The 18,366-nt window shown below is 72.6% G+C and carries 14 protein-coding genes; 4 read left to right on the plus strand and 10 right to left on the minus strand.

The window, feature by feature from the left end; genetic code table 11:
• The first annotated feature begins 6 nt into the window (after positions 1-6).
• Entirely contained in the window at positions 7-1,005 is a 999-nt protein-coding gene (locus tag ABZW17_RS14465; protein ID WP_003085563.1) for a hypothetical protein, read from the plus strand.
• A gap of 266 nt (positions 1,006-1,271) precedes the next feature.
• Here ABZW17_RS14465 and ABZW17_RS14470 read toward each other — a convergent pair whose 3' ends face one another.
• Both ABZW17_RS14470 and ahcY read right to left on the minus strand, forming a co-directional pair.
• Positions 1,272-1,697 (minus strand): YjdF family protein, encoded by a 426-nt coding sequence (locus ABZW17_RS14470; protein ID WP_354813326.1) that lies wholly within the window; start codon positions 1,695-1,697, stop codon positions 1,272-1,274.
• 207 nt (positions 1,698-1,904) lie between these two features.
• The gene (ahcY, locus tag ABZW17_RS14475) at positions 1,905-3,377 is read right to left on the minus strand and encodes an adenosylhomocysteinase (protein ID WP_354813328.1); all 1,473 of its coding nucleotides are present in this window, start codon (positions 3,375-3,377) and stop codon (positions 1,905-1,907) included.
• Between the two features lie 92 nt (positions 3,378-3,469).
• On the opposite strand from ahcY, the gene ABZW17_RS14480 reads away from it, so the two are divergent.
• Positions 3,470-5,725, plus strand: coding sequence for a hypothetical protein (locus tag ABZW17_RS14480; protein WP_354813330.1), 2,256 nt, complete (start codon positions 3,470-3,472; stop codon positions 5,723-5,725).
• Between the two features lie 50 nt (positions 5,726-5,775).
• Here the strand turns inward: ABZW17_RS14480 and ABZW17_RS14485 are convergent, their stop codons facing one another.
• The 3 genes from ABZW17_RS14485 to ABZW17_RS14495 all read right to left on the minus strand — a co-directional run bounded on the left by ABZW17_RS14485 (position 5,776) and on the right by ABZW17_RS14495 (position 9,263).
• Positions 5,776-6,459 carry an LPXTG cell wall anchor domain-containing protein gene (locus ABZW17_RS14485; RefSeq protein ID WP_354813332.1) on the minus strand — a complete coding sequence of 228 codons (684 nt, stop codon included), beginning with the start codon at positions 6,457-6,459 and terminating at the stop codon, positions 5,776-5,778.
• Positions 6,460-6,735: 276 nt separating this feature from the next.
• A complete protein-coding gene (locus ABZW17_RS14490) occupies positions 6,736-8,256 on the minus strand; it encodes an amino acid permease (RefSeq protein ID WP_354813334.1) in 1,521 nt (506 codons plus the stop codon).
• A gap of 89 nt (positions 8,257-8,345) precedes the next feature.
• Positions 8,346-9,263: a cation diffusion facilitator family transporter gene (locus tag ABZW17_RS14495; protein WP_354813336.1), complete on the minus strand. Its 918-nt coding sequence runs from the start codon at positions 9,261-9,263 to the stop codon at positions 8,346-8,348.
• Between the two features lie 133 nt (positions 9,264-9,396).
• Here ABZW17_RS14495 and ABZW17_RS14500 point away from each other — a divergent pair, with 133 nt between their 5' ends.
• Positions 9,397-12,333, plus strand: a complete 2,937-nt coding sequence (locus tag ABZW17_RS14500; protein WP_354813338.1) for a BTAD domain-containing putative transcriptional regulator — start codon at positions 9,397-9,399, stop codon at positions 12,331-12,333.
• An 819-nt stretch (positions 12,334-13,152) separates the two neighbouring features.
• Here ABZW17_RS14500 and manA read toward each other — a convergent pair.
• The 5 genes from manA to ABZW17_RS14525 form a co-directional block, all read right to left on the minus strand.
• Positions 13,153-14,382, minus strand: coding sequence for a mannose-6-phosphate isomerase, class I (gene manA / locus ABZW17_RS14505; RefSeq protein WP_354813370.1), 1,230 nt, complete (start codon positions 14,380-14,382; stop codon positions 13,153-13,155).
• Positions 14,383-14,436: 54 nt separating this feature from the next.
• Positions 14,437-15,531, minus strand: a complete 1,095-nt coding sequence (locus ABZW17_RS14510; protein ID WP_354813340.1) for a hypothetical protein — start codon at positions 15,529-15,531, stop codon at positions 14,437-14,439.
• Positions 15,515-15,727, minus strand: coding sequence for a Trm112 family protein (locus tag ABZW17_RS14515; protein WP_354813342.1), 213 nt, complete (start codon positions 15,725-15,727; stop codon positions 15,515-15,517). The genes ABZW17_RS14510 and ABZW17_RS14515 overlap by 17 nt, the downstream gene beginning before the upstream one ends.
• Before the next feature lie 78 nt (positions 15,728-15,805).
• The gene (locus ABZW17_RS14520) at positions 15,806-17,161 is read right to left on the minus strand and encodes a phosphomannomutase/phosphoglucomutase (RefSeq protein WP_354813344.1); all 1,356 of its coding nucleotides are present in this window, start codon (positions 17,159-17,161) and stop codon (positions 15,806-15,808) included.
• An 80-nt stretch (positions 17,162-17,241) separates the two neighbouring features.
• Positions 17,242-17,595 (minus strand): DUF3499 domain-containing protein, encoded by a 354-nt coding sequence (locus tag ABZW17_RS14525; protein ID WP_033261311.1) that lies wholly within the window; start codon positions 17,593-17,595, stop codon positions 17,242-17,244.
• Positions 17,596-17,674: 79 nt separating this feature from the next.
• Here ABZW17_RS14525 and ABZW17_RS14530 point away from each other — a divergent pair, with 79 nt between their 5' ends.
• Entirely contained in the window at positions 17,675-18,139 is a 465-nt protein-coding gene (locus tag ABZW17_RS14530; protein ID WP_354813346.1) for a metallopeptidase family protein, read from the plus strand.
• The last annotated feature ends 227 nt before the right edge of the window (positions 18,140-18,366 follow it).

Raw genomic sequence — 18,366 nt, forward strand, 5'->3', positions numbered from 1 at the left:
CGAGCGGTGGCACAAGACGGGAACCTCCCACTGATCATCGATGGCGCCCGCACGACCCGGGCATCGGTCGCCGAACTGCCCAAAGAGCTGACCGAGGCCCTCCGCACCGGCGAGTTCCACCACGCCCTGCGGCTCGCGATCGCCTACCGCGGGCTCTCCCTGGCCCGGCTGCGGGCCCACCTCGCGCTGCGCGGGGTCCAAATCGGACAGTCGACGCTGAGTTACTGGCAGCGCGGCCTGCGTCAGCCCGAGGTGCCGAAGGCGCTGCCGGCGGTCCGGGCGCTGGAATCGGTCCTCCAGCTGCCGGCGGACGCCCTGGTGGTGCTGATCGGCCCCCGCCTGGTCCGCCGCGGCCACCAGCCGGCGGCGTCGTTCCACGACCTGCGGTCCGGCGACATGGGGTCGATCGTCGAGGACCTGCTGGCCGAGCTGGGCGCGTACCCGTCGTCGAACCACTACAACGCGGACCTCGAGCTGCTGTCGGTCCACGACACGATCACGTTCGACGCGGAACACCGCCAGGTCAGCCTGCGCACGCGACTGGTGACACGCGCGCGCCGCCACGGTCCGGACCGGTACCTGACGGTGTACAACGGCGACCCGGGCTGCCGCATCGACGACGTCGAGCTGATCACGGACGAGGGCTGCCGGGTCGGGCGGATGCGTCGCAACCCGGACGCGGACACGATGGCGACGGAGCTGCTGTTCGACCGCAAGCTCGCCGAGGGCGACATCCACGTGTTCTGCTTCGAGGTCCGCGACGACTCGGGGTCGGCGTCGCCCGGGTACTACCGGATGCTGCGCGACCGGTGCGCGAGTTACCTGGTCCAGCTGCGGTTCGACCGGAACGCACTGCCGGCCCGCTGCACGCGGCAGGTCCGCGCGCGGGACGACGCGCTGCCGGTGGTCGCGGAGGAACTGGCCTGCGACATGGGCGGAGTGAGCAGCGCGTTCTTCAGCGACGCCGGACCGGGTTTGGCCGGGGTCGCCGTGGAGTGGAACTGACACCGTGATGCCCCGCCAATCACGCGAGATGCCCCGCTAGTCACGGGTGATGCCCGGTTGAGCACGGTCAGCTCGCGTACCTGGCCGGTCGGCTCGCGTACCTGGCGGGTCGGTTGGCGTACCTGGACGGTCGGTTGGCGTACCCGGACGGTCGGTTGGCGTACCTGGACAGTCGGCTCGCGTGATTGGGCGGGCATCTCGCGTGATTGGGCGGGCATCTCGCGTGACTGGGCGGGCATCTCACGTGATTGGCGGGGCATCTTGCGCTAGTGGCCGCGGTGTTTGGCGCGGGACTTCGCTTTTGCCAGGCTGCGGCGGTGGGTGGCTTCGGCCGCGGCGCGGCGTTTGCGGGCCGCCTTGTTCTCGGCCGCGTGCTGGGTGACCGTCTCGCGCAGGGCGCGTTGCGCGGCCGTGCCGATGCCCGAGTCGTCCTGTGCCTTCTTCGCCAGCTTCGCGAGGCGCTTGGCGTTGAGCCGGGCCGTCAGGCGCTGCGCGAGCGGGACGGGCGGAGCTTCGCGGGCCTGGTCGGCCAGCCGGACGAAGCCGCGGCCGGCGGCGAAGGCCGCCAGCTCGGCGTTGTTGGGCTCGGTTCCGAAGACGTGCCGTGCGGCCCGGACCAGGCCGTCTTCGTGGATTTCGTAGACGCCGACCCAGAACTGGCCGTCGTGGTACAGCGTGAACACCGCGCTCATCGGGAAACCTCCAGGCGTGACGGATCAGCCTGGCGTCACCGGTTTCCCGGAACGGGACAACGAGCCCTGCGCGGACCGCCCGGACTACCTACCGGGCCGTGAGGTTCGTGAAGCCAAGAACAGCCCCGAGCCTACGCGAAACGGCGGTCCGGGGCACGGAAAGGGCCGCCCCGAACACTTCCGGGACGGCCCTGACCGGCAAAAACCTCAGTACCGGTAGTGCTCCGGCTTGAACGGGCCCTCGACGTCCACGTCGATGTACTCGGCCTGCGCCTTCGTCAGCTTCGTCAGCTCGCCGCCGAGGGCGTCGAGGTGGATCTTCGCCACCTTTTCGTCCAGCTTCTTCGGCAGGCGGAAGACCTCGTTGTCGTACTCCTCGTGCTTGGTGAACAGCTCGACCTGCGCGATCACCTGGTTGGAGAAGCTGTTCGACATCACGAACGACGGGTGCCCGGTCGCGTTGCCCAGGTTCAGCAGGCGGCCCTCCGACAACACGATGATCGTGTTGCCGTTCGGGAACACCCACTCGTCGACCTGCGGCTTGATGTTCACGCGGCGGATGCCCGGGTAACGCGCCAGGCCGGCCATGTCGAGCTCGTTGTCGAAGTGGCCGATGTTGCCCAGGATCGCCTGGTGCTTCATCTTCGCCATGTGCTCGACCAGCACGACGTCCTTGTTGCCGGTCGTCGTGATGACGATGTCGGCCTCGGGCAGGGCGTTCTCCAGCGTGCGGACCTGGTAGCCGTCCATCGCCGCCTGGAGGGCGCAGATCGGGTCGATTTCCGTCACGATCACGCGCGCACCCTGGCCGCGCAGGGACTCCGCCGCGCCCTTGCCGACGTCGCCGTAGCCGCAGACCACCGCGACCTTGCCGCCGATCAGCACGTCCGTGCCGCGGTTGATGCCGTCGATCAGGCTGTGGCGGATGCCGTAGCGGTTGTCGAACTTCGACTTCGTCACCGCGTCGTTGACGTTGATCGCCGGGAAGAGCAGCTCGCCCGCCGCCGCCAGCTGGTAGAGGCGCAGGACGCCGGTCGTCGTCTCCTCGGTGACGCCGCGGATGCCCTCGCCGATCTTCGTCCACTTGCCCGTGTCCGCCGCCACCGAGGCGCGCAGCAGCTCGAGGAACACGCGGAACTCGTCCGAGGTGTTCTCGTCCGGGGTCGGCACGACACCCGTCTTCTCGAACTCGGTGCCCTTGTGCACCAGCATGGTGGCGTCACCGCCGTCGTCGAGGATCATGTTCGGGCCCTCGCCGTCCCAGGTGAGCATCCGCTCGGTGCACCACCAGTACTCCTCGAGCGACTCGCCCTTCCACGCGAAGACCGGGACGCCCTTGGGCTCCTGGGTCGTGCCGTGCGGGCCGACGACGACCGCCGCGGCCGCGTGGTCCTGCGTCGAGAAGATGTTGCAGGAGGCCCAGCGCACCTCCGCCCCCAGCGCCACCAGCGTCTCGATCAGCACCGCGGTCTGCACCGTCATGTGCAGCGAGCCGGAGACGCGCGCCCCGCGCAGCGGGTAGACCTCCGCGTATTCGCGGCGCAGCGCCATCAGTCCGGGCATCTCGTGCTCGGCGAGGCGGATCTCCTTGCGGCCGAATTCGGCGGCATCGAGGTCGGCGACGGCGAACTCGATGCCGTTGCGGGTCTCGTGCCGCTTGGCAACGCTTTCGGGGGTCATAGTGGCGATTCCTCCAAGACTCGATGACACACGAACACTACCGTTGTCCGCTCGACTGTCCCTAGAAGTGTTAGGAGGGCCTTACCGTGGCCATGCCCGGCCCCGACACCCGCGTCGTGGAAATCCGCGTCGCCGGCCTCGTGGGCACCAGCGGGGAGACGCTCCTCGACGCCGTTTCGACCGTCGACGTCGCCGGCGACGGGCTGGGCCGGGTGGTCCGCCCGGCGGACCGGCTGCGCCGCCCGGCGCCCGGGCCGGTGCTGCCGGCGCTGGGCCGGTCGATCCCGCGGACGCTCGAAGGCTACCTGTGGCACGGCATGACCTCCGGCGGCGCCGCGAAGGCCACCTGGGCGCTGCTGTTCCCGTTCTCCCTGGCCAACGTCGCCTTCTGGATGCTGCCGCCGGTCCCCGACCGCCGGCTCGCGCGCGTCCTCGGCGTCGTGTGCCGCGGCCTGCTGCGCGTCGGTGCCCTGCTGCTGACGATGCTGCTGATGGGCCAGCTCGCGGCGATCGCGCTCGACCTGTTCGCCGCGCAGTGCCTCGCGCCCGGCTCGGGCTGCCTGCCCGCGGTCCCCGACGCGGCCCGCTCGGTGCCCGCGAGGATCGCCGTCGGCGTGCTGCCGCTGCTCGCCGTGATCTTCGTCCTGCACCGGATTTCGAGCGCGACCTGGGCGGTGCACGCCGACGGCGACCTCACCGGCGGCCCGCTGCGGATGCGCGCGGACCCGGAGACGCCGGCGCTGCGCTGCCTGCACACCGTCGCGGCGCTGGCGTCGGTCGCGTTGCTGCTGCTCGGCGGCCCCTTCCGGGTGCCGGGTGACACCGTGGACCTCGTCACCTGGATCGTCACGCTCGCCGTGGTGCTCGCCACCGTCGTCGCGGCCGCGATCGGCGTCGACACCGGCCGGTTCGCCCGCCCCGGCGTGCTCGCGTTCGCGACCCTGCTCGTCGTCGTGGCCGCCGTCCGGCTCCGGCCGGGCACCGGCCCGCTGCCGGGCACCAACGGCGTCGTCGAGGGCCTCGGCGCGGCCCTGGTCGCCGTCACGGTGCTGTTCGCCCTGTTCCTCGCCCCGGCCGCCCTGCTGGCGCGGCCCGGCTGGAAGCACAAGCCGCAGCGGCTGCGGCCGTGGATGGGCGGCTGGGCGGCGGCGCCGGTGCTCGCGCTGGCCGGGCTGCTGGGCGGCGGCTTCGGCGCCGGCCTCGCCGAAGCCCTCCGACGCCTTTCCGGCGCCGGGCACCTGCGGGTGCCCGACACGTACCTGCTGGTCACGGTCCTGTGGGGCGCCGGGCTGGCGCTGGCCGCCGTGCTCGGCGTGCTGGGCTTCGCGGTCGCCGTCCCGATGCGGCGGCTGCGGCGCGGCGTCCCGGAGATCGTCGAGCTGATGGAGCACGACCGGCGGCAGGAGGCCCAGGCCGCGGCGGCGTGGGCGCGGTCGGCGTGGGAACGGCGGCACCTGCACCACCTGGCGCTCGCGGTGGCGTCGGCGATGTCCGCCGGCGGCGCGGCCCTGCTGGTGCTGCGGTTCGGGTTCGGGCTGGTCCCGGGCTGGTTCGGCCCGCTGTCCGCGATCGGCGTGGTCGCGCTCGGCGCGCTGGCCGCGGGCCTGCTGCGCGTCGTCTACACGGCCGCGCGCACCCCGCAGCGCAGCCGCCACCTCGGCGCGCTGGCCGACCTCGTGTGCTTCTGGCCGCGAGCGGCGCACCCGACGGTCCCGCCGTGCTACGCGCTCAAGGTCGTCCCCGAACTGGCCGCGCGGGCCCGCGAGCACCTCGCCGACCCCGGGACGCGCGTGGTCCTCTCCGGCTACAACCTCGGCAGCCTGCTCACGCTCATGGCCGCCGCGCGGCTGGCGGCCGAACTGCCGGAAGCCGACCTCGAACGCGTCGGCGTGCTCAGCGCCGGCTCCCCGCTGCAGTGGGGCTACCAGCGCGCGTTCCCGGCGTTGCTGCCGCAGGAAGCGCTGGAGCGGCTCTTCGCCGACCTCGACGGCCGGTGGCGCGCCCTCTGCCGCGGCACCGACATCTTCGGCGGCGGCGTGACGACCTGGCGGCACTCGGTCGCCGACCGGCGGCTGCACGGCGTCGGGTTCCTCCCCGGCGGCGGCCACGGCCCGGTGTCGGCGGCGGCCGACGGCAGCGGCGTCCTGATCCTCGGTGGCGACCACTGGCTGCCGGACCCGCTGCGCGGCCCGACCGGGCGGCACCGGTGGGCGCCGGGGGTGCTCAAGCACCAGGACTACGTCGTCGACGCCGAATGGGACCACGCCGTCGCGATGGCCGCCGGCCTCGGCAAGCCGTCCTGGGGCGAGCAGGGCTCGCTCTTCGGGGACTTCTCCCCGAAACGGTGAAGGCCCCTCGCGCGCGGAGCGAGGGGCCTTCACCGGGAACTAGCTCAGCTTCACTCGGAAGCCTTGCGGCGGAACTTCAGCAGCGCGAGCAGACCGCCACCGGCCACCAGCAGCAGGCCGGCGACCCAGATCAGCCAGCTGTTGTCGAAACCGGTGTTGGCCAGGCCGCCACCGGTGCCCGACTCGTTGCCCGCCGGGACGGCGGCCGGAGTGGTGGTGGAGCTGGTCGGCGCGACCGAGGTGTCCGAGGTCGCCGGGGCGCTCGGCTTGGTGGTCTCGGCCGGCTTCGTCGGCTTGGTCGGCGGAGCCGTGACGGTCTCGGTCGGCTTCGTGGTCTTCTTGCCGCACAGGAACCAGTGGTCGATCTTCGGCTGGCTGCGGTCGTAGTTGAACGGCGCGCGCAGGTCGTTCCACGGCGCGTTCGTGCCGAGCTGCTTCTTGCCCGGGGCGTAGTCGTTGAAGCCGTCGTTGCCACCGACCACGACGATGCGGGTGACGGTGACACCTTCGTTGACCGACTTGATGTTCAGCCGGGTGTTGTTCTTGGTCAGCTCGAAGACGACGTCCTTCTGGTCGAGGGAGGTGCCCTCGGCGCACGGGGTCGCCTTGCCCGGCGTGGGGTGCGGGCGGGTGTCGTCGCTGTAGCAGGCGAGAGCGGAACCGGCGGTGCCGATCAGGGCGGCCGTGGTGAGCGCCATGACCGCAACGGCGCCGCGGAAGGTACGTCTGCGCATTGAGTGTCTCCTGTACCGAACGGGGGAAGAACGGCAAATTCGGGGGATCGCTGCGCCACCGCACGTGGTAATCACGCGGCTGTAATTCACCCGTCAGTGGCACACGAGGCTCGAAAGGTATCGCACGTCACTCGTCCCCTTACCAGGGGTCCCCCTTTGCGCACGAATCGCAAGATCCTCTTGATCAAGCCGTAACCTCGCGTAACGCAACCAAACGGAAAAAGCCCCGCCGACCTGGGGATCCAGTTCGGCGGGGCTTTTCGGCCGCAAGTCAGGTCAGGGCGTCTCGACCGGGTCGTCGAGCCCGCCGGCCTGCCGCTTGCCCAGCAGCGAATGCCGCCGGCTGTAGGCGAAGTAGAACACCACGCCCAGCACCATCCAGGCGAGGAACCGCAGCCAGGTCAGCACGGTCAGGTTCAGCATCAGCCACAGGCAGGCGAGGATGGCCAGGATCGGGATCAAGGGCACCAGCGGGACCTTGAACGCGCGGGGCAGGTCCGGCCGCGTCCGGCGCAGCACCAGCACCCCGGCCGAAACGAGCACGAACGCGAAGAGCGTGCCGACGTTGACCATCTCTTCGAGCTTGTCCGCCGGGAAGAACCCGGCCGCGAGCGCGACCAGGCCACCGACGATCACCGTCGCGCGCTTCGGCGTGCCGTGCTCGCCCGTCTTCGCCAGCCCGCGCGGCATCAGGCCGTCGCGCGACATCGCGAAGATGATCCGGACCTGGCCCAGCATCAGCACCATGACGACGGTGGTCAGGCCGGCCAGCGCGCCGAAGGAGATGATGTTGGCCGCCCAGTCGACGCCGTTCGCGGAGAACGCCGTGGCGAGGGTCTTGTGGCTGCCGTCGCCCGCCTTCGTCGCGAGGTCCTTGTACGACGTCATGCCGACGACCACCAGCGACACCGCGACGTACAGCACGGTCACGATGGCCAGCGAGCCCATGATCCCGCGCGGCACGGCCTTCTGCGGGTTCTTCGTCTCCTCCGCGGTGGTCGCGACGATGTCGAACCCGATGAACGCGAAGAACACCAGCGAGGCGCCGGCCAGCAGGCCGAAGACGCCGAACGAGCTGCTCGCGCCGCCCGCGATCAGGGAGAACAGCGACTGGTCGACCCCGGTCTGGCCGGCCCCGCCGGTCTCGCCCGGCGGGATGTAGGGCGTGTAGTTGGCGCCCTTGATGTAGAAGAGGCCCAGGATGATCACGAACAGGACCACGGCGACCTTGATCCCGGTGATCACCATGGACACCCGCGACGACAGCTTCGTGCCGACGGCCAGCAGCGTCGTCAGGATCGCCACGACGAGCAGCGCGCCCCAGTCGACGGTCACGCTCCCGATGTCGAACGTCGTCTTGGTGCCCTTGCCGAACAGGTAGCCGAGGACCGTCTCGAGGTACACCGACCAGCCCTTGGACACCGCGGCGGCGCCGACGGCGAGCTCGAGGATCAGGTCCCAGCCGATGATCCACGCCACGAACTCGCCGAAGGTGGCGTAGGAGAACGTGTACGCGCTGCCCGCGACCGGCACGGTCGAGGCGAATTCCGCGTAGCACAGCGCCGCCAGCGCGCATGCGATCGCGGCGAACACGAAGGCCAGCGAGACCGACGGGCCGGCGTAGTCGCCCGCGGTGCGCGCGGTCAGCGTGAAGATGCCGGCGCCGATGACGACCGCGACACCGAAGACCGTGAGGTCCCACGCGCTCAGGTTCCGCCGGAGCTTGGTGTCCGGCTCGTCGGTGTCCTCAATGGACTGTTCGATCGATTTAGTGCGCCACAATCCCGTTCCGGGCACCGTTGACCTCCTGCGGCTGGCCTGCGTGTATCGCAGTAGGTCACCCTAACGGGTCAGGCCGGTGACGGCCGTCCGAAGCGGTTCTCCGGCTACCGCGCGAGGCTGCGGTCGAGGTCCGGTTCGAGGTAGATCAGCTTCGCCACCGGCACCTTGGCACGGACGCGCGCCTCGGCGTCGTCGATGGCCGTGGCCACCTCGGCGGTGTCGAGCCCCGGCACCATCGCCAGCTTCGCCGCGACGAGCAGCTCGTCCGGGCCCAGGTACTGGGTGCGGATGTGGATGACCCGCTCGACCTTGCCCGCGGCGAGCTCGTCGACGATCGTCGCGAGCACGCCCTCGGTGGCGCCTTCGCCGATGAGCAGGCTCTTCATCTCGATGATGAGGATGATCGCGATGACGCCGAGCAGCGCGCCGATCGCGAGGGTACCGACGCCGTCCCAGACGGGGTTGTCCGTGACGACCGACAGCCCGACGCCGAGCAGCGCGAAGACGAGGCCGAGCAGCGCGCCGGCGTCCTCCAGCAGGACCACCGGCAGCTCGGGCTCCTTGGCCTGGCGGATGAACCCCCACCAGGTGGCGTCGCCCTTGATCTTCTTCGACTCGCCGACGGCGGTGTGGAAGCTGTAGCCCTCCAGGCCGACCGCGACGAGCAGGATGATCACGGCGACGATCGGCGATTCGAGCGGCTCGGGGTGGCCGATCTTGTGGATGCCTTCGTAGATCGCGAAGGCGGAGCCGAGGGTGAAGAGCATCAGCGCGACGATGAACGAGTAGAAGTACCGGTCGCGGCCGTAGCCGAACGGGTGCTCCTTGTCGGCTTCGCGCTTCGACGTCTTCTGGCCGAGCAGCAGCAGGCCCTGGTTCGTCGTGTCGGCCAGCGAGTGCACGGACTCGGCCAGCATCGACGACGACCCCGTCACGAGGAAGCCGACGAACTTCGCGGCCGCGATCCCGGCGTTCGCGCCGAGTGCCGCGATGATCGCCTTGGTTCCGCCTCCAGCTGACACGAGCGCTCCCCTGCCGACGTTCCCGAATTGCCGGTTTGGAGCCTAGAGGACCCCGTCCGGTTCCCGCCCCGCACCGCCCGGTTTTGTCGGACCCCTTCGCTACGGTGGCCGTTCCGGCACAGGGAGGGTGGCCATGGCTCACTTCGGCGTGCTCGGGCCGCTCGCCGTCGAAGGGCCGCCCGGGCACTGGGTCGCGTTGCGCGGCGAGCGGCAGCGCACGCTGCTGGCCGTGCTGCTGCTCAACGCCGGCCGCCCGGTCCCGGCGGACGTGCTGGTCGAGGCGCTGTGGCCGGCCGGGCCGCCCAAGTCGGCCACGTCCAACCTGCACACCTACCTCTCGCGGCTGCGCGAGCGGATCGACGGCCTGCGGGTCGAGCACGGGCCGCTCGGCTACCGGCTGCGGGTCGAACCGGCGGAACTGGACCTGCTCGGGTTCCGCGCCGCGGTCGCCGAAGGGCGGCAGGCGGCGGATCCGGTGGCCGCCGCGGGGCACTACCGGCGGGCGCTCGCGCTGTGGCGGGGGCCGGTGCTGGCCGGGCTGCACGTGCCGCGGCTGGCGGCCGACGTCGCCCGGCTGGAGTCCGAGCGGCTCGCCGTGTTCGAGGACTGCGTCGACGCCGAGCTCGCCGCCGGGCGGCACGGGGAGCTGACCGGCGAGCTGCAGGCCATGATCACCGAGCACCCGCTGCGCGAACGGCCGGCCGCGCAGCTGATGACCGCGCTGCACCGGGCCGGGCAGCAGGGCAGCGCGCTGGAGGTCTACCGGCGGCTGCGGACGACGCTGATCGAGGAGCTGGGCGTCGAACCGGGCGCGGAGGTCCGCCGGGTGCACGCGGCCGTCCTGCGCGGCGAGGACCCGGTACCGCGGCTGCCGCCCCCGGTGTGGCCGGTGTGCCAGCTCCCGCCGGACATCGGCGACTTCACCGGGCGCGACGCCGAGCTGGCGGAGCTGACGACGGTGCTCGGCGCCGGCGGCGGCGTCCCGGTCGCGGTGCTCAGCGGCGAGCCGGGCGCGGGCAAGAGCACCCTCGCCGTCCGCGCCGCGCACGCGTTGCGGCGGCAGTTCCCCGACGGCCAGCTGTACGTGCCGCTGGCGGGCCGTGACATCGGGGAGGTCCTGGCGGACCTGCTGCGCGCGCTGGGCGTCCCGGGCCCGGCGGTGCCGGACGACGTCCTGGCCCGCGCGGCGGTGTTCCGCGGCCGGCTGTCCGACCGGCGGGTGCTGGTGGTGCTCGACGACGCGGCGGACCCCGGGCAGGTCCGCACGCTGCTGCCGGGCACGCCGGGCTGCGCGGTGCTCGTCACCAGCCGCCGCCGGCTGAGCGGGCTCGCCGGCGCGCACCGGCTGGCGCTGGGGCCGCTGTCCGGGGCCGACGCCGCCGAGCTGCTGGACCGGCTGGCCGGGGCGCGGGTGGCCCGGGAGCGCGCCGACGCCGAGCGGATCATCACGGCGTGCGCGCGGTCGCCGCTGGCCCTGCGGATCGCGGGCAGCCGGCTGGCCATCCGCCCGCACCTGCGGCTCGGCGAGCTGGCCGACCGGCTGGAGGACGAGGTCCGCCGGCTCGACGAGCTGACCGTCAGCGACCTGGCCGTCCGGAGCAGCATCGCGCTCAGCTACGAGGGCCTGCGGCCACCGGCGCGGCGGGCGTTCCGGCTGCTCGGCCGGTGCCGGCTCGCCGACCTGCCGGCGTGGGCGGTCACCACCCTGGTCGCCGACCCGGACGCCGACGAGGCGGTCGAAGAGCTCGTCGAGGCGAGCCTGCTGGAGGCCCGCGGCCCGGATGCGACGGGCGAAGGCCGGTACCGGATGCACGACCTCGTCCGCCTGTACGCGGCGGAGCTGGCCGAGCCGTCGTCCGGCGAAGGCGTCCGGACGGTGCTGGCGGCGACGATCGCCCTCGCCGACGCGGCGGCGGCCCGGCTGCCGCGCACGGTGCCGATGCCGTCGCCGGCCGCCGAGCCGCCCGCCCAGCCGTTGCCGGCTTCGCTCGTGGAGCGGCTGCTGGCGCGTCCGGACGACTGGTTCGCGGCGGAGCGCGCGAACTTGGTGCTGCTCATCGGCACGCTGGGCCCGCGGGACGCGTTGCTGCTGCTCGACCGGCTCGGGGTGTACCTGTACCTGCACGGCCAGTACGCCGACATGCGCGCGGCGTACGAAGCGGTGCCGTCGGCCGCGGATCCCCCGCTGGCGACGGTCGCCGAGGCCACGCTGACGCTGCTGCGGCACGCGCGTGGCGAGTACGAGGAGGCGGCGGTCCGCTACCGCGCGTGCGCCAAGGAACTCGAGGCCCACGGCGACCGCCGCACGCACGCGTGGGTGTCGGCGAACCTGGCGCACTGCCTGATCGGCCTGGGCCGCGCGGAGGAGGCCCTGCAGACGGCGGCGCACGCCCGCGAACTGTTCACAGTGGACGGATCACCGGCGGAGCTCGGCTGGGTGCGCGCAGCGGAGTCGGCGGCGCTGTTACGGCTCGGGCGGGTCGCCGACGCCCGCGAAGCCGACCGAACGGCCCTGGCCGCGGCCCGCTCGACGGGCGACCCCCGGGTGATCGGCGAGGCACTGCACGGGTACGCGTGGTCATCGCTGCTGACCGGCAACGACCGCGAAGCAGCGTCGGCGATCGCGGAGTCGGTGACGCTGCTGCGAGGGACGAAGGTGCGATCGGCCCTGGCAAAGTCCTTGCGCACACTGGGCGCAATCTCGGCGGCAACGGGTGCACGGGCCGAGGCGACGGCAGCGTTCTCGGAGGCCCGCGGCTTGGCGCGGGAGCTGGACGAGCGCCCACGCGAGCTGTCGTGCACCCGCGCCCTGGCGGCAAGCTGGATCGGCGACGGCCGAGCGGCCGAGGCGATCCCGGTCCTGCAGGCGTGCCTGGACGAGTACGGCGAAATGGGCAGCCGCCCAGCGGCGGGCCTGACATGGCTGGTGCTGCACCGGGCGTATCTGGCGGCAGGAGACGCGGCGTCGGCCGAGCAGGCGGCGGGAGAGGCGGCGGGGTTGGTCGACCCGCGAGACGCCAGCGCGGCCGCCCTCCGCCGGGCGCTGCTGGCGCTCACCGAACCGGCCTGACGGGCCGCTCACGAGCAGGTTGAGCGGGCGCCTCAGGTGGGCCACTGCCGGGGCTAGCTCGGCGGGCACCTGAGGCGCGCCGCCGCCGGGCCAGCTCAGCGGCCGCCTCAGGTGGGCCGCCGCAGGGCCAGCTGCGCAGGCACCCGAGGTGGGCGGCTGCCGGGCCAGCTCAGCGGCCGCCTCGGGTGGGCCGCCGCGGGGCCAGCTGCGCAGGCGCCCGGTGGTGGGCCGCTACCAGGGCCTCGGGGCGCAGTGGCGGGCCGCCGCGGGGCCAAGTAGGCGGGCGGCCGGCGAGGCGGGGTGGTGCTGCCCCCTCGCCGCACCACCCGTCTCCCCTTCCCCCCTCGTTCGGCGAGGTGGTGCCGCCCCCTCGCGGCACCACCTCAAGCCCACGGACGCCGGGCGGAATCCGACCGGCGCCACCCCCAGCGGACTGGCCGCGCGCACCAGCGCACCAGGGTCCCCCGTTGGTGTCGATAGTGGCGGACGCCGCCACACGGAACGCACACAGAAACTCCCGCCCCCGCGCACACCCCACCCCGCCGACTCACGCACCCCGGCAATCAGCCCGCGTACCCAGACAGCCAACTCGCGTACCCAGGCGGTCGGCCCGCGTACCCAGGCGGTCGGCTCGCGTACTCAGGCGGTCGGCTCGCGAACCGGCCCAACGGCACGCCAACCGACCCTCCAGGCACGCGAACCGACCCGGCGGGCACGCAACCGACCCTCCGGGTACGCGAACTGACCGTCCAGGTACGCCAGCCGACCCTCCGGGTACGCGAACCGACCGGCCGGGCCGGGCGAGGGTGGAGCGGGGCGTCAGTCCTCGCAGGTGCCTGCCGTGGCTCGGAACAGCTGGGCTCGCTCTCCGCCCAGCGCGCGAACGTGGACCGGCGGGTCCGCCGCCGGGAGCCACACCGACTGGCCGCGCCGCAGCTCGACCTTCTCGCCGTCGTCCGCCGTCACCAGCAGGTCGCCCGCCGTGCACAGCAGGATCTGGGGGCCCACGCTGTCGACCGAAATCTCGTCGTCCTGGCCCGCCGCCCACTCCACGCGCGACAGCTCGAACTCGGGCGCGTCGGTGCGGTAGATCGAAAGACGGCCGCCCTCGTCACCGCACTGGACCGGCATCTCGCCGCACGCGAAGTCCACCACGCGCAGCAGCTCCGGGACGTCCACGTGCTTGGGCGTCAGCCCGCAGCGCAGGATGTTGTCCGAGTTCGCCAGGATCTCCACGGCCGTTCCGTGCAGGTACAGGTGCAGGTTGCCGGCCGGCAGGTAGATCGCCTCGCCCGCGCGCAACGTCAGCCTGTTCAGCAGCAACGCCGCCAGCACGCCCGCGTCACGCGGGTGCGCCTCGCCCAGCTCCAGGATCGTGCGGCACTCCACCGCGAACTCGCCGTGCTCCTGGACGTGCCGGACGCACGCGTCGAGCACCTCCGGCAGCAGCGAATCCAGGGACGCCTGCGGCAACGTGATCCACGTCGTGAACAGCGCCCGCAACCCGGACGGGTCCGGCTGCGCCTCCAGCAGCCCCGTGTACTTCGCCAGCCCCGGCGTCTCGATGGCCTTCAGGAGCTTCACCGTCCGGTCCGGGGTGCGGAACCCCGCCAGCGCGTGGAACTCCGTCAGCGCGCACACCAGCTCCGGCTTCGCCGTCGGATCCGGATAGTTGCGGTTCGCCGCGTCGCGCGGGATGCCGAGCCGCTCCTCGCGGGCGTGCCCCTCCGCGGCCTGGGCCGCCGACGGATGCGCCTGCATCGACAGCGGTTCCTCCGCCGCGAGGATCTTCAGCAGGAACGGGAGCCGCCCGCCCCACCGCTTCGCGCACCGCTCGCCGAGCTGGGTCACCGGGTCGGCGTCCACCAGCTCGAGCAGGCTCCGCTCGGTCCCGTCGGGGCCGATCACGTGCGACGGGTCGCCCGGGTGGGCGCCCATCCACAGCTCGGCCTCGGGGTGCGGCGCGGGTACCGGACGGCCCAGCAGCTCGGGGATCGCCGTCCGCGATCCCCAGGCGTAGGGCCGCACCGCGTTGCGCAGCAGCTCCACTGTCACCTCAACTCCACTCCTTCGGCACCGGCCGGGGCCGGTGCTAGGCGGGTCTCACGCCGTCGCGGGCGCGAAGCGACCGGCACCGCCGATGCTGCCCGCCGCCAGCCCGAGATAGACCGCCGCCAGTTCGAACCGCAGTGCCAGCACCGCGGCCCGCACGATTTCGTCGGCCTCGATCTCCTCGGCCGGCGCGATGACGTCCGCACCCGGCAGCAGATCCTCGGCCTGGTAGCGCGCCGCGTCCGTGGCCGGACCGGTCCGTACCGAGAGCAGCAGCACCCGGGTGGGGATGTCACCAGAGGGATCGTCCGGATCGGCGAAGATGTCACGCTCTCCGCCACCTGATTGCGCCGCCCGCCGCAATGCGGGGCGCGCCAGGGCCTGACGATAGTCCTCGACGTCGCACACGGTAGCCGCGTGGGCGGCGAACGCGTGCGCAGCGTGTTCGCCGACGGCGACCGCGACCGGGTCGAGCCCCCACAGCAGGGGCACGCGGTCGGCGACGCGCAGCGCGAGCGCCTTGGCCGGGTTCGCGAACGACTCGCGGGCCAGGTAGTTCTTTTCGGCTTCCAGGTCGAGCTGGTCGGCCAGCACCTGGACGTCGGAGATCAGCAGGCCCAGCGCGTTCGCGGTGAGCAGCCCGGCGGCCAGGCCGCGCGGGAACGCCAGCTCCGGCGGCACCGGGATGCGCGGCGCCAGCAGGACGCCCTTGCCGGCCACCGCCGCCGCCACCGGCCCTTCCGACGGCGCCGAAAGCACCACCGAGGCGCCGTAGCGGGCCGCGCGCTCCAGCGACGCGGCGAGCTCGCGGTCACCGGGGTCGTCGGTGTGCGCGAACACGACGTCGAGCGCGCCGATCCAGCTCGGCACCACCTCGGCGACGACCACCGGCACCGGGCACGACGGCGCGAGCAGCGCGGCCAGCAGGCGGGTGAGCGTGCGGCTGACCCCCGGCCGGTCGATCAGCACGACGGCGCGCGGGCGGCCCATGTCGAGCCGCTCGGACAGCTCCAGCTCCGCGGCGAGTTCGGCGGTCGCCCGGACCTGGGCGCCCGCCATCGCGGCGGCACGGAGCAACCCCGCGCTGTCGGCCTCGGCCAGCCGCGCGGGGTCGTCGAGCAGTGTGTCGTCAAGCACTGTCGGCATCGGAGTTCCCGGGCACGGTGGCCTCGTCGAGGAGCAGCACCGGGATCCCGTCGCGGACCGGGTACACGCGACCGCATTCGGTGCACGTCAGCGCGTCGGCCTCGGGGTCGTCCGGGGCGCCGGCCCGCAGCGGGGCGTGATCGGGCGACGGGCACGCCAGGATCTCGAGGAGCTGGGCGTCGAGCGTGATGGCCATGGTTCCTCCATACCACGCAGAGGGGTGTGGTGAAGGGCACCTTCCGGACACGGTTGCGGCGCCCTTCACCGGGGACAGTCAGTGGCGGATGATCGCGAGTACTTCGTCCACCAGCCCCTGCACGGCTTCGGCGTTCGCCGCCTCGACGTTCAGCCGGAGCAGCGGTTCGGTGTTCGACGGGCGCAGGTTGAACCAGGCGCCGCCCGGCAGCTGCACGGTGAGGCCGTCCAGCTCGTCGAGCTCGACGCCGGAACGGGTGCCGAAGGTGTCCTTGACGGCCATCATCTTCGCGACCTGGTCGTCGACCGTGGAGTTGATCTCGCCCGAAGCGGCGTAGCGCGAGTACGCGCTGGTCAGCTCGCTCAGCGGGCCGGTCTGCTCGCCGAGCGCGGCGAGGACGTGCAGCGCCGCCAGCATGCCGGTGTCGGCGCGCCAGAAGTCGCGGAAGTAGTAGTGCGCGGAGTGCTCGCCGCCGAAGATGGCGCCGGTGCGGGCCATCTCGGCCTTGATGAACGAGTGGCCGACGCGGGTGCGGACCGGCTTGCCGCCGTGCTCGGCGACGATCTCCGGCACGCCCTTGGACGTGATCAGGTTGTGGATGATCGTGCCGCCCGGGTCCTTCGCGAGCTCGCGGACGGCGACCAGCGCGGTGATCGCGCTCGGCGAAACCGGCTCACCGCGCTCGTCGACGATGAAGCAGCGGTCGGCGTCACCGTCGAAGGCCACGCCGGCGTCGGCGCCGACTTCGCGCACCTTCGCCTGCAGGTCGACGATGTTGGCCGGGTCGAGCGGGTTGGCCTCGTGGTTCGGGAAGGTGCCGTCGAGCTCGAAGTACATCGGCACGACGTCGATCGGCAAGCCGTCGAAGACGGTCGGGACGGTGTGCCCGCCCATGCCGTTGCCGGCGTCGACCACGATCTTCAGCGGCCGGTTGCCGGACAGGTCGACGAGGTTGCGCAGGTAGGTGGCGTAGTCGGCGAGGACGTCCCTATCGGTGATAGAGCCGCGCTGGCCCTCGAACTCCGGCACGCCCTGCTCGACGGTGTCCCGGATCTCGGCGAGCCCGGTGTCCTGGCCGACCGGCGACGCGCCCGCGCGGCACATCTTGATGCCGTTGTACTTGGCCGGGTTGTGGCTGGCGGTGAACATCGCGCCCGGCATGTTCAGCGAGCCCGACGCGAAGTACAGCTGGTCGGTGCTGGCCAGCCCGATGCTCACCACGTCGAGGCCCTGCGAGGTGACGCCGTCGGCGAACGCCGCGGCCAGCGCCGGCGACGAGTCGCGCATGTCGTGGCCGATCACCACCGAGGGCGCTTCCGGCTTGATGAGCAGGGCGAACGCGGCGCCGAAGTCGCGGACGAGGTCCGCGTCGAGCTGCTCGCCGACCACGCCGCGAATGTCGTAGGCCTTCACGATGCCCGAAAGGTCTGGCACGCCGTCTCCCCGCGAATAGTCGTCCCGGCGCCCGCTGCGCCGCGCGGAAAGCCTACCGGCGAGGTGAGTGGGTTACGCGTTCAGGCGCGGCCGGGCAGGACCCGCAGGTGGCCGCGGCGCCCGGACGGGCCCTCCGGCTCGGGCGCGGGGGCCGGTTTGTCGGACCGCCCGGCCTCGCGCACGGCCTCGGCCAGCGCGGTCAGTTCGTCGGCCGACGGGTCCGGCGCGGCGAAGGCCCCTTCGTGCCGGACGACTTCCCAGCCCTTAGGGACGGTCAGCCGCAGCGCGTGGGCTTCGCAGAGGTCGTAAGAGTGGGGCTCGGAGGCGGTGGCCAGCGGGCCGACGACGGCGGTGGAGTCGCTGTACGCATACGTCAGCGTGGCCACAGCTGGCTCGAGACAGCCAGTACGCGAACACTTCCGTACGCTCCGCACGAAACGAAACGATAGCGCGTCGCCGCAAGCCTGGAGGAGCGACACGCGCTGGGACGTGCCGACCGCATAGACTTCGGGCGTGGCGACGGCTCGTGACTACCGACAACGGCGGCGCTCGCGACGGGACCGGCACGGCCGGGGCCTGCGCGGGACGCTGTATCCGGCGACCCTGCCCGCCGCCGCGAGCCGCGCGGAACGCTTCGACGCCCTGGTGCTGGACGCACTGGAGCCGATCGAAGCCCGCTGGCGCCACGAGCTGACAAAGCTCGACGTGGCGGTCGACGACGTACCGGAGGTCCGCGAGAACGGCCAGTCCCCGGCAGACGGCGTCCTGCACGACGGCGCGGTGCCGTTGTCGCGCCTGGTCCCGGCGGGCGTGGACCGGACGGGCCTCCCGACACGAGCCCGGATCGTGCTGTATCGGCGACCGCTGGAGGCGCGCGCGAAGGACCCGTCGGAGCTGGCGGAACTGGTGCACGACGTGCTGGTGGAGCAGGTGGCGGGGTACCTCGGCGTGGAGCCGGACGTCATCGAGGGCGAGTAGCACCGGGCACTGCGGAACGACGGCCGGCAGCGGGAGCTGACCGGACCGCCCCCGCACGAAACCGACAGCCGGCAGCGGGAGCTGACCGGACCGCCCCGCACGAAACCGGCAGCCGGCAACGCAAGGCAACCAACGACGTCACCAGGCCTCCCCCGCCCCTCATCCCAGCCATCCCTTCAGGCGGCGGTCGGGTTTGTCAAGGCATCTTTCCCGCCTTGACAAACCCG

This window comes from Amycolatopsis sp. NPDC004625 (assembly GCF_040609695.1).
GTDB lineage: Bacteria > Actinomycetota > Actinomycetes > Mycobacteriales > Pseudonocardiaceae > Amycolatopsis.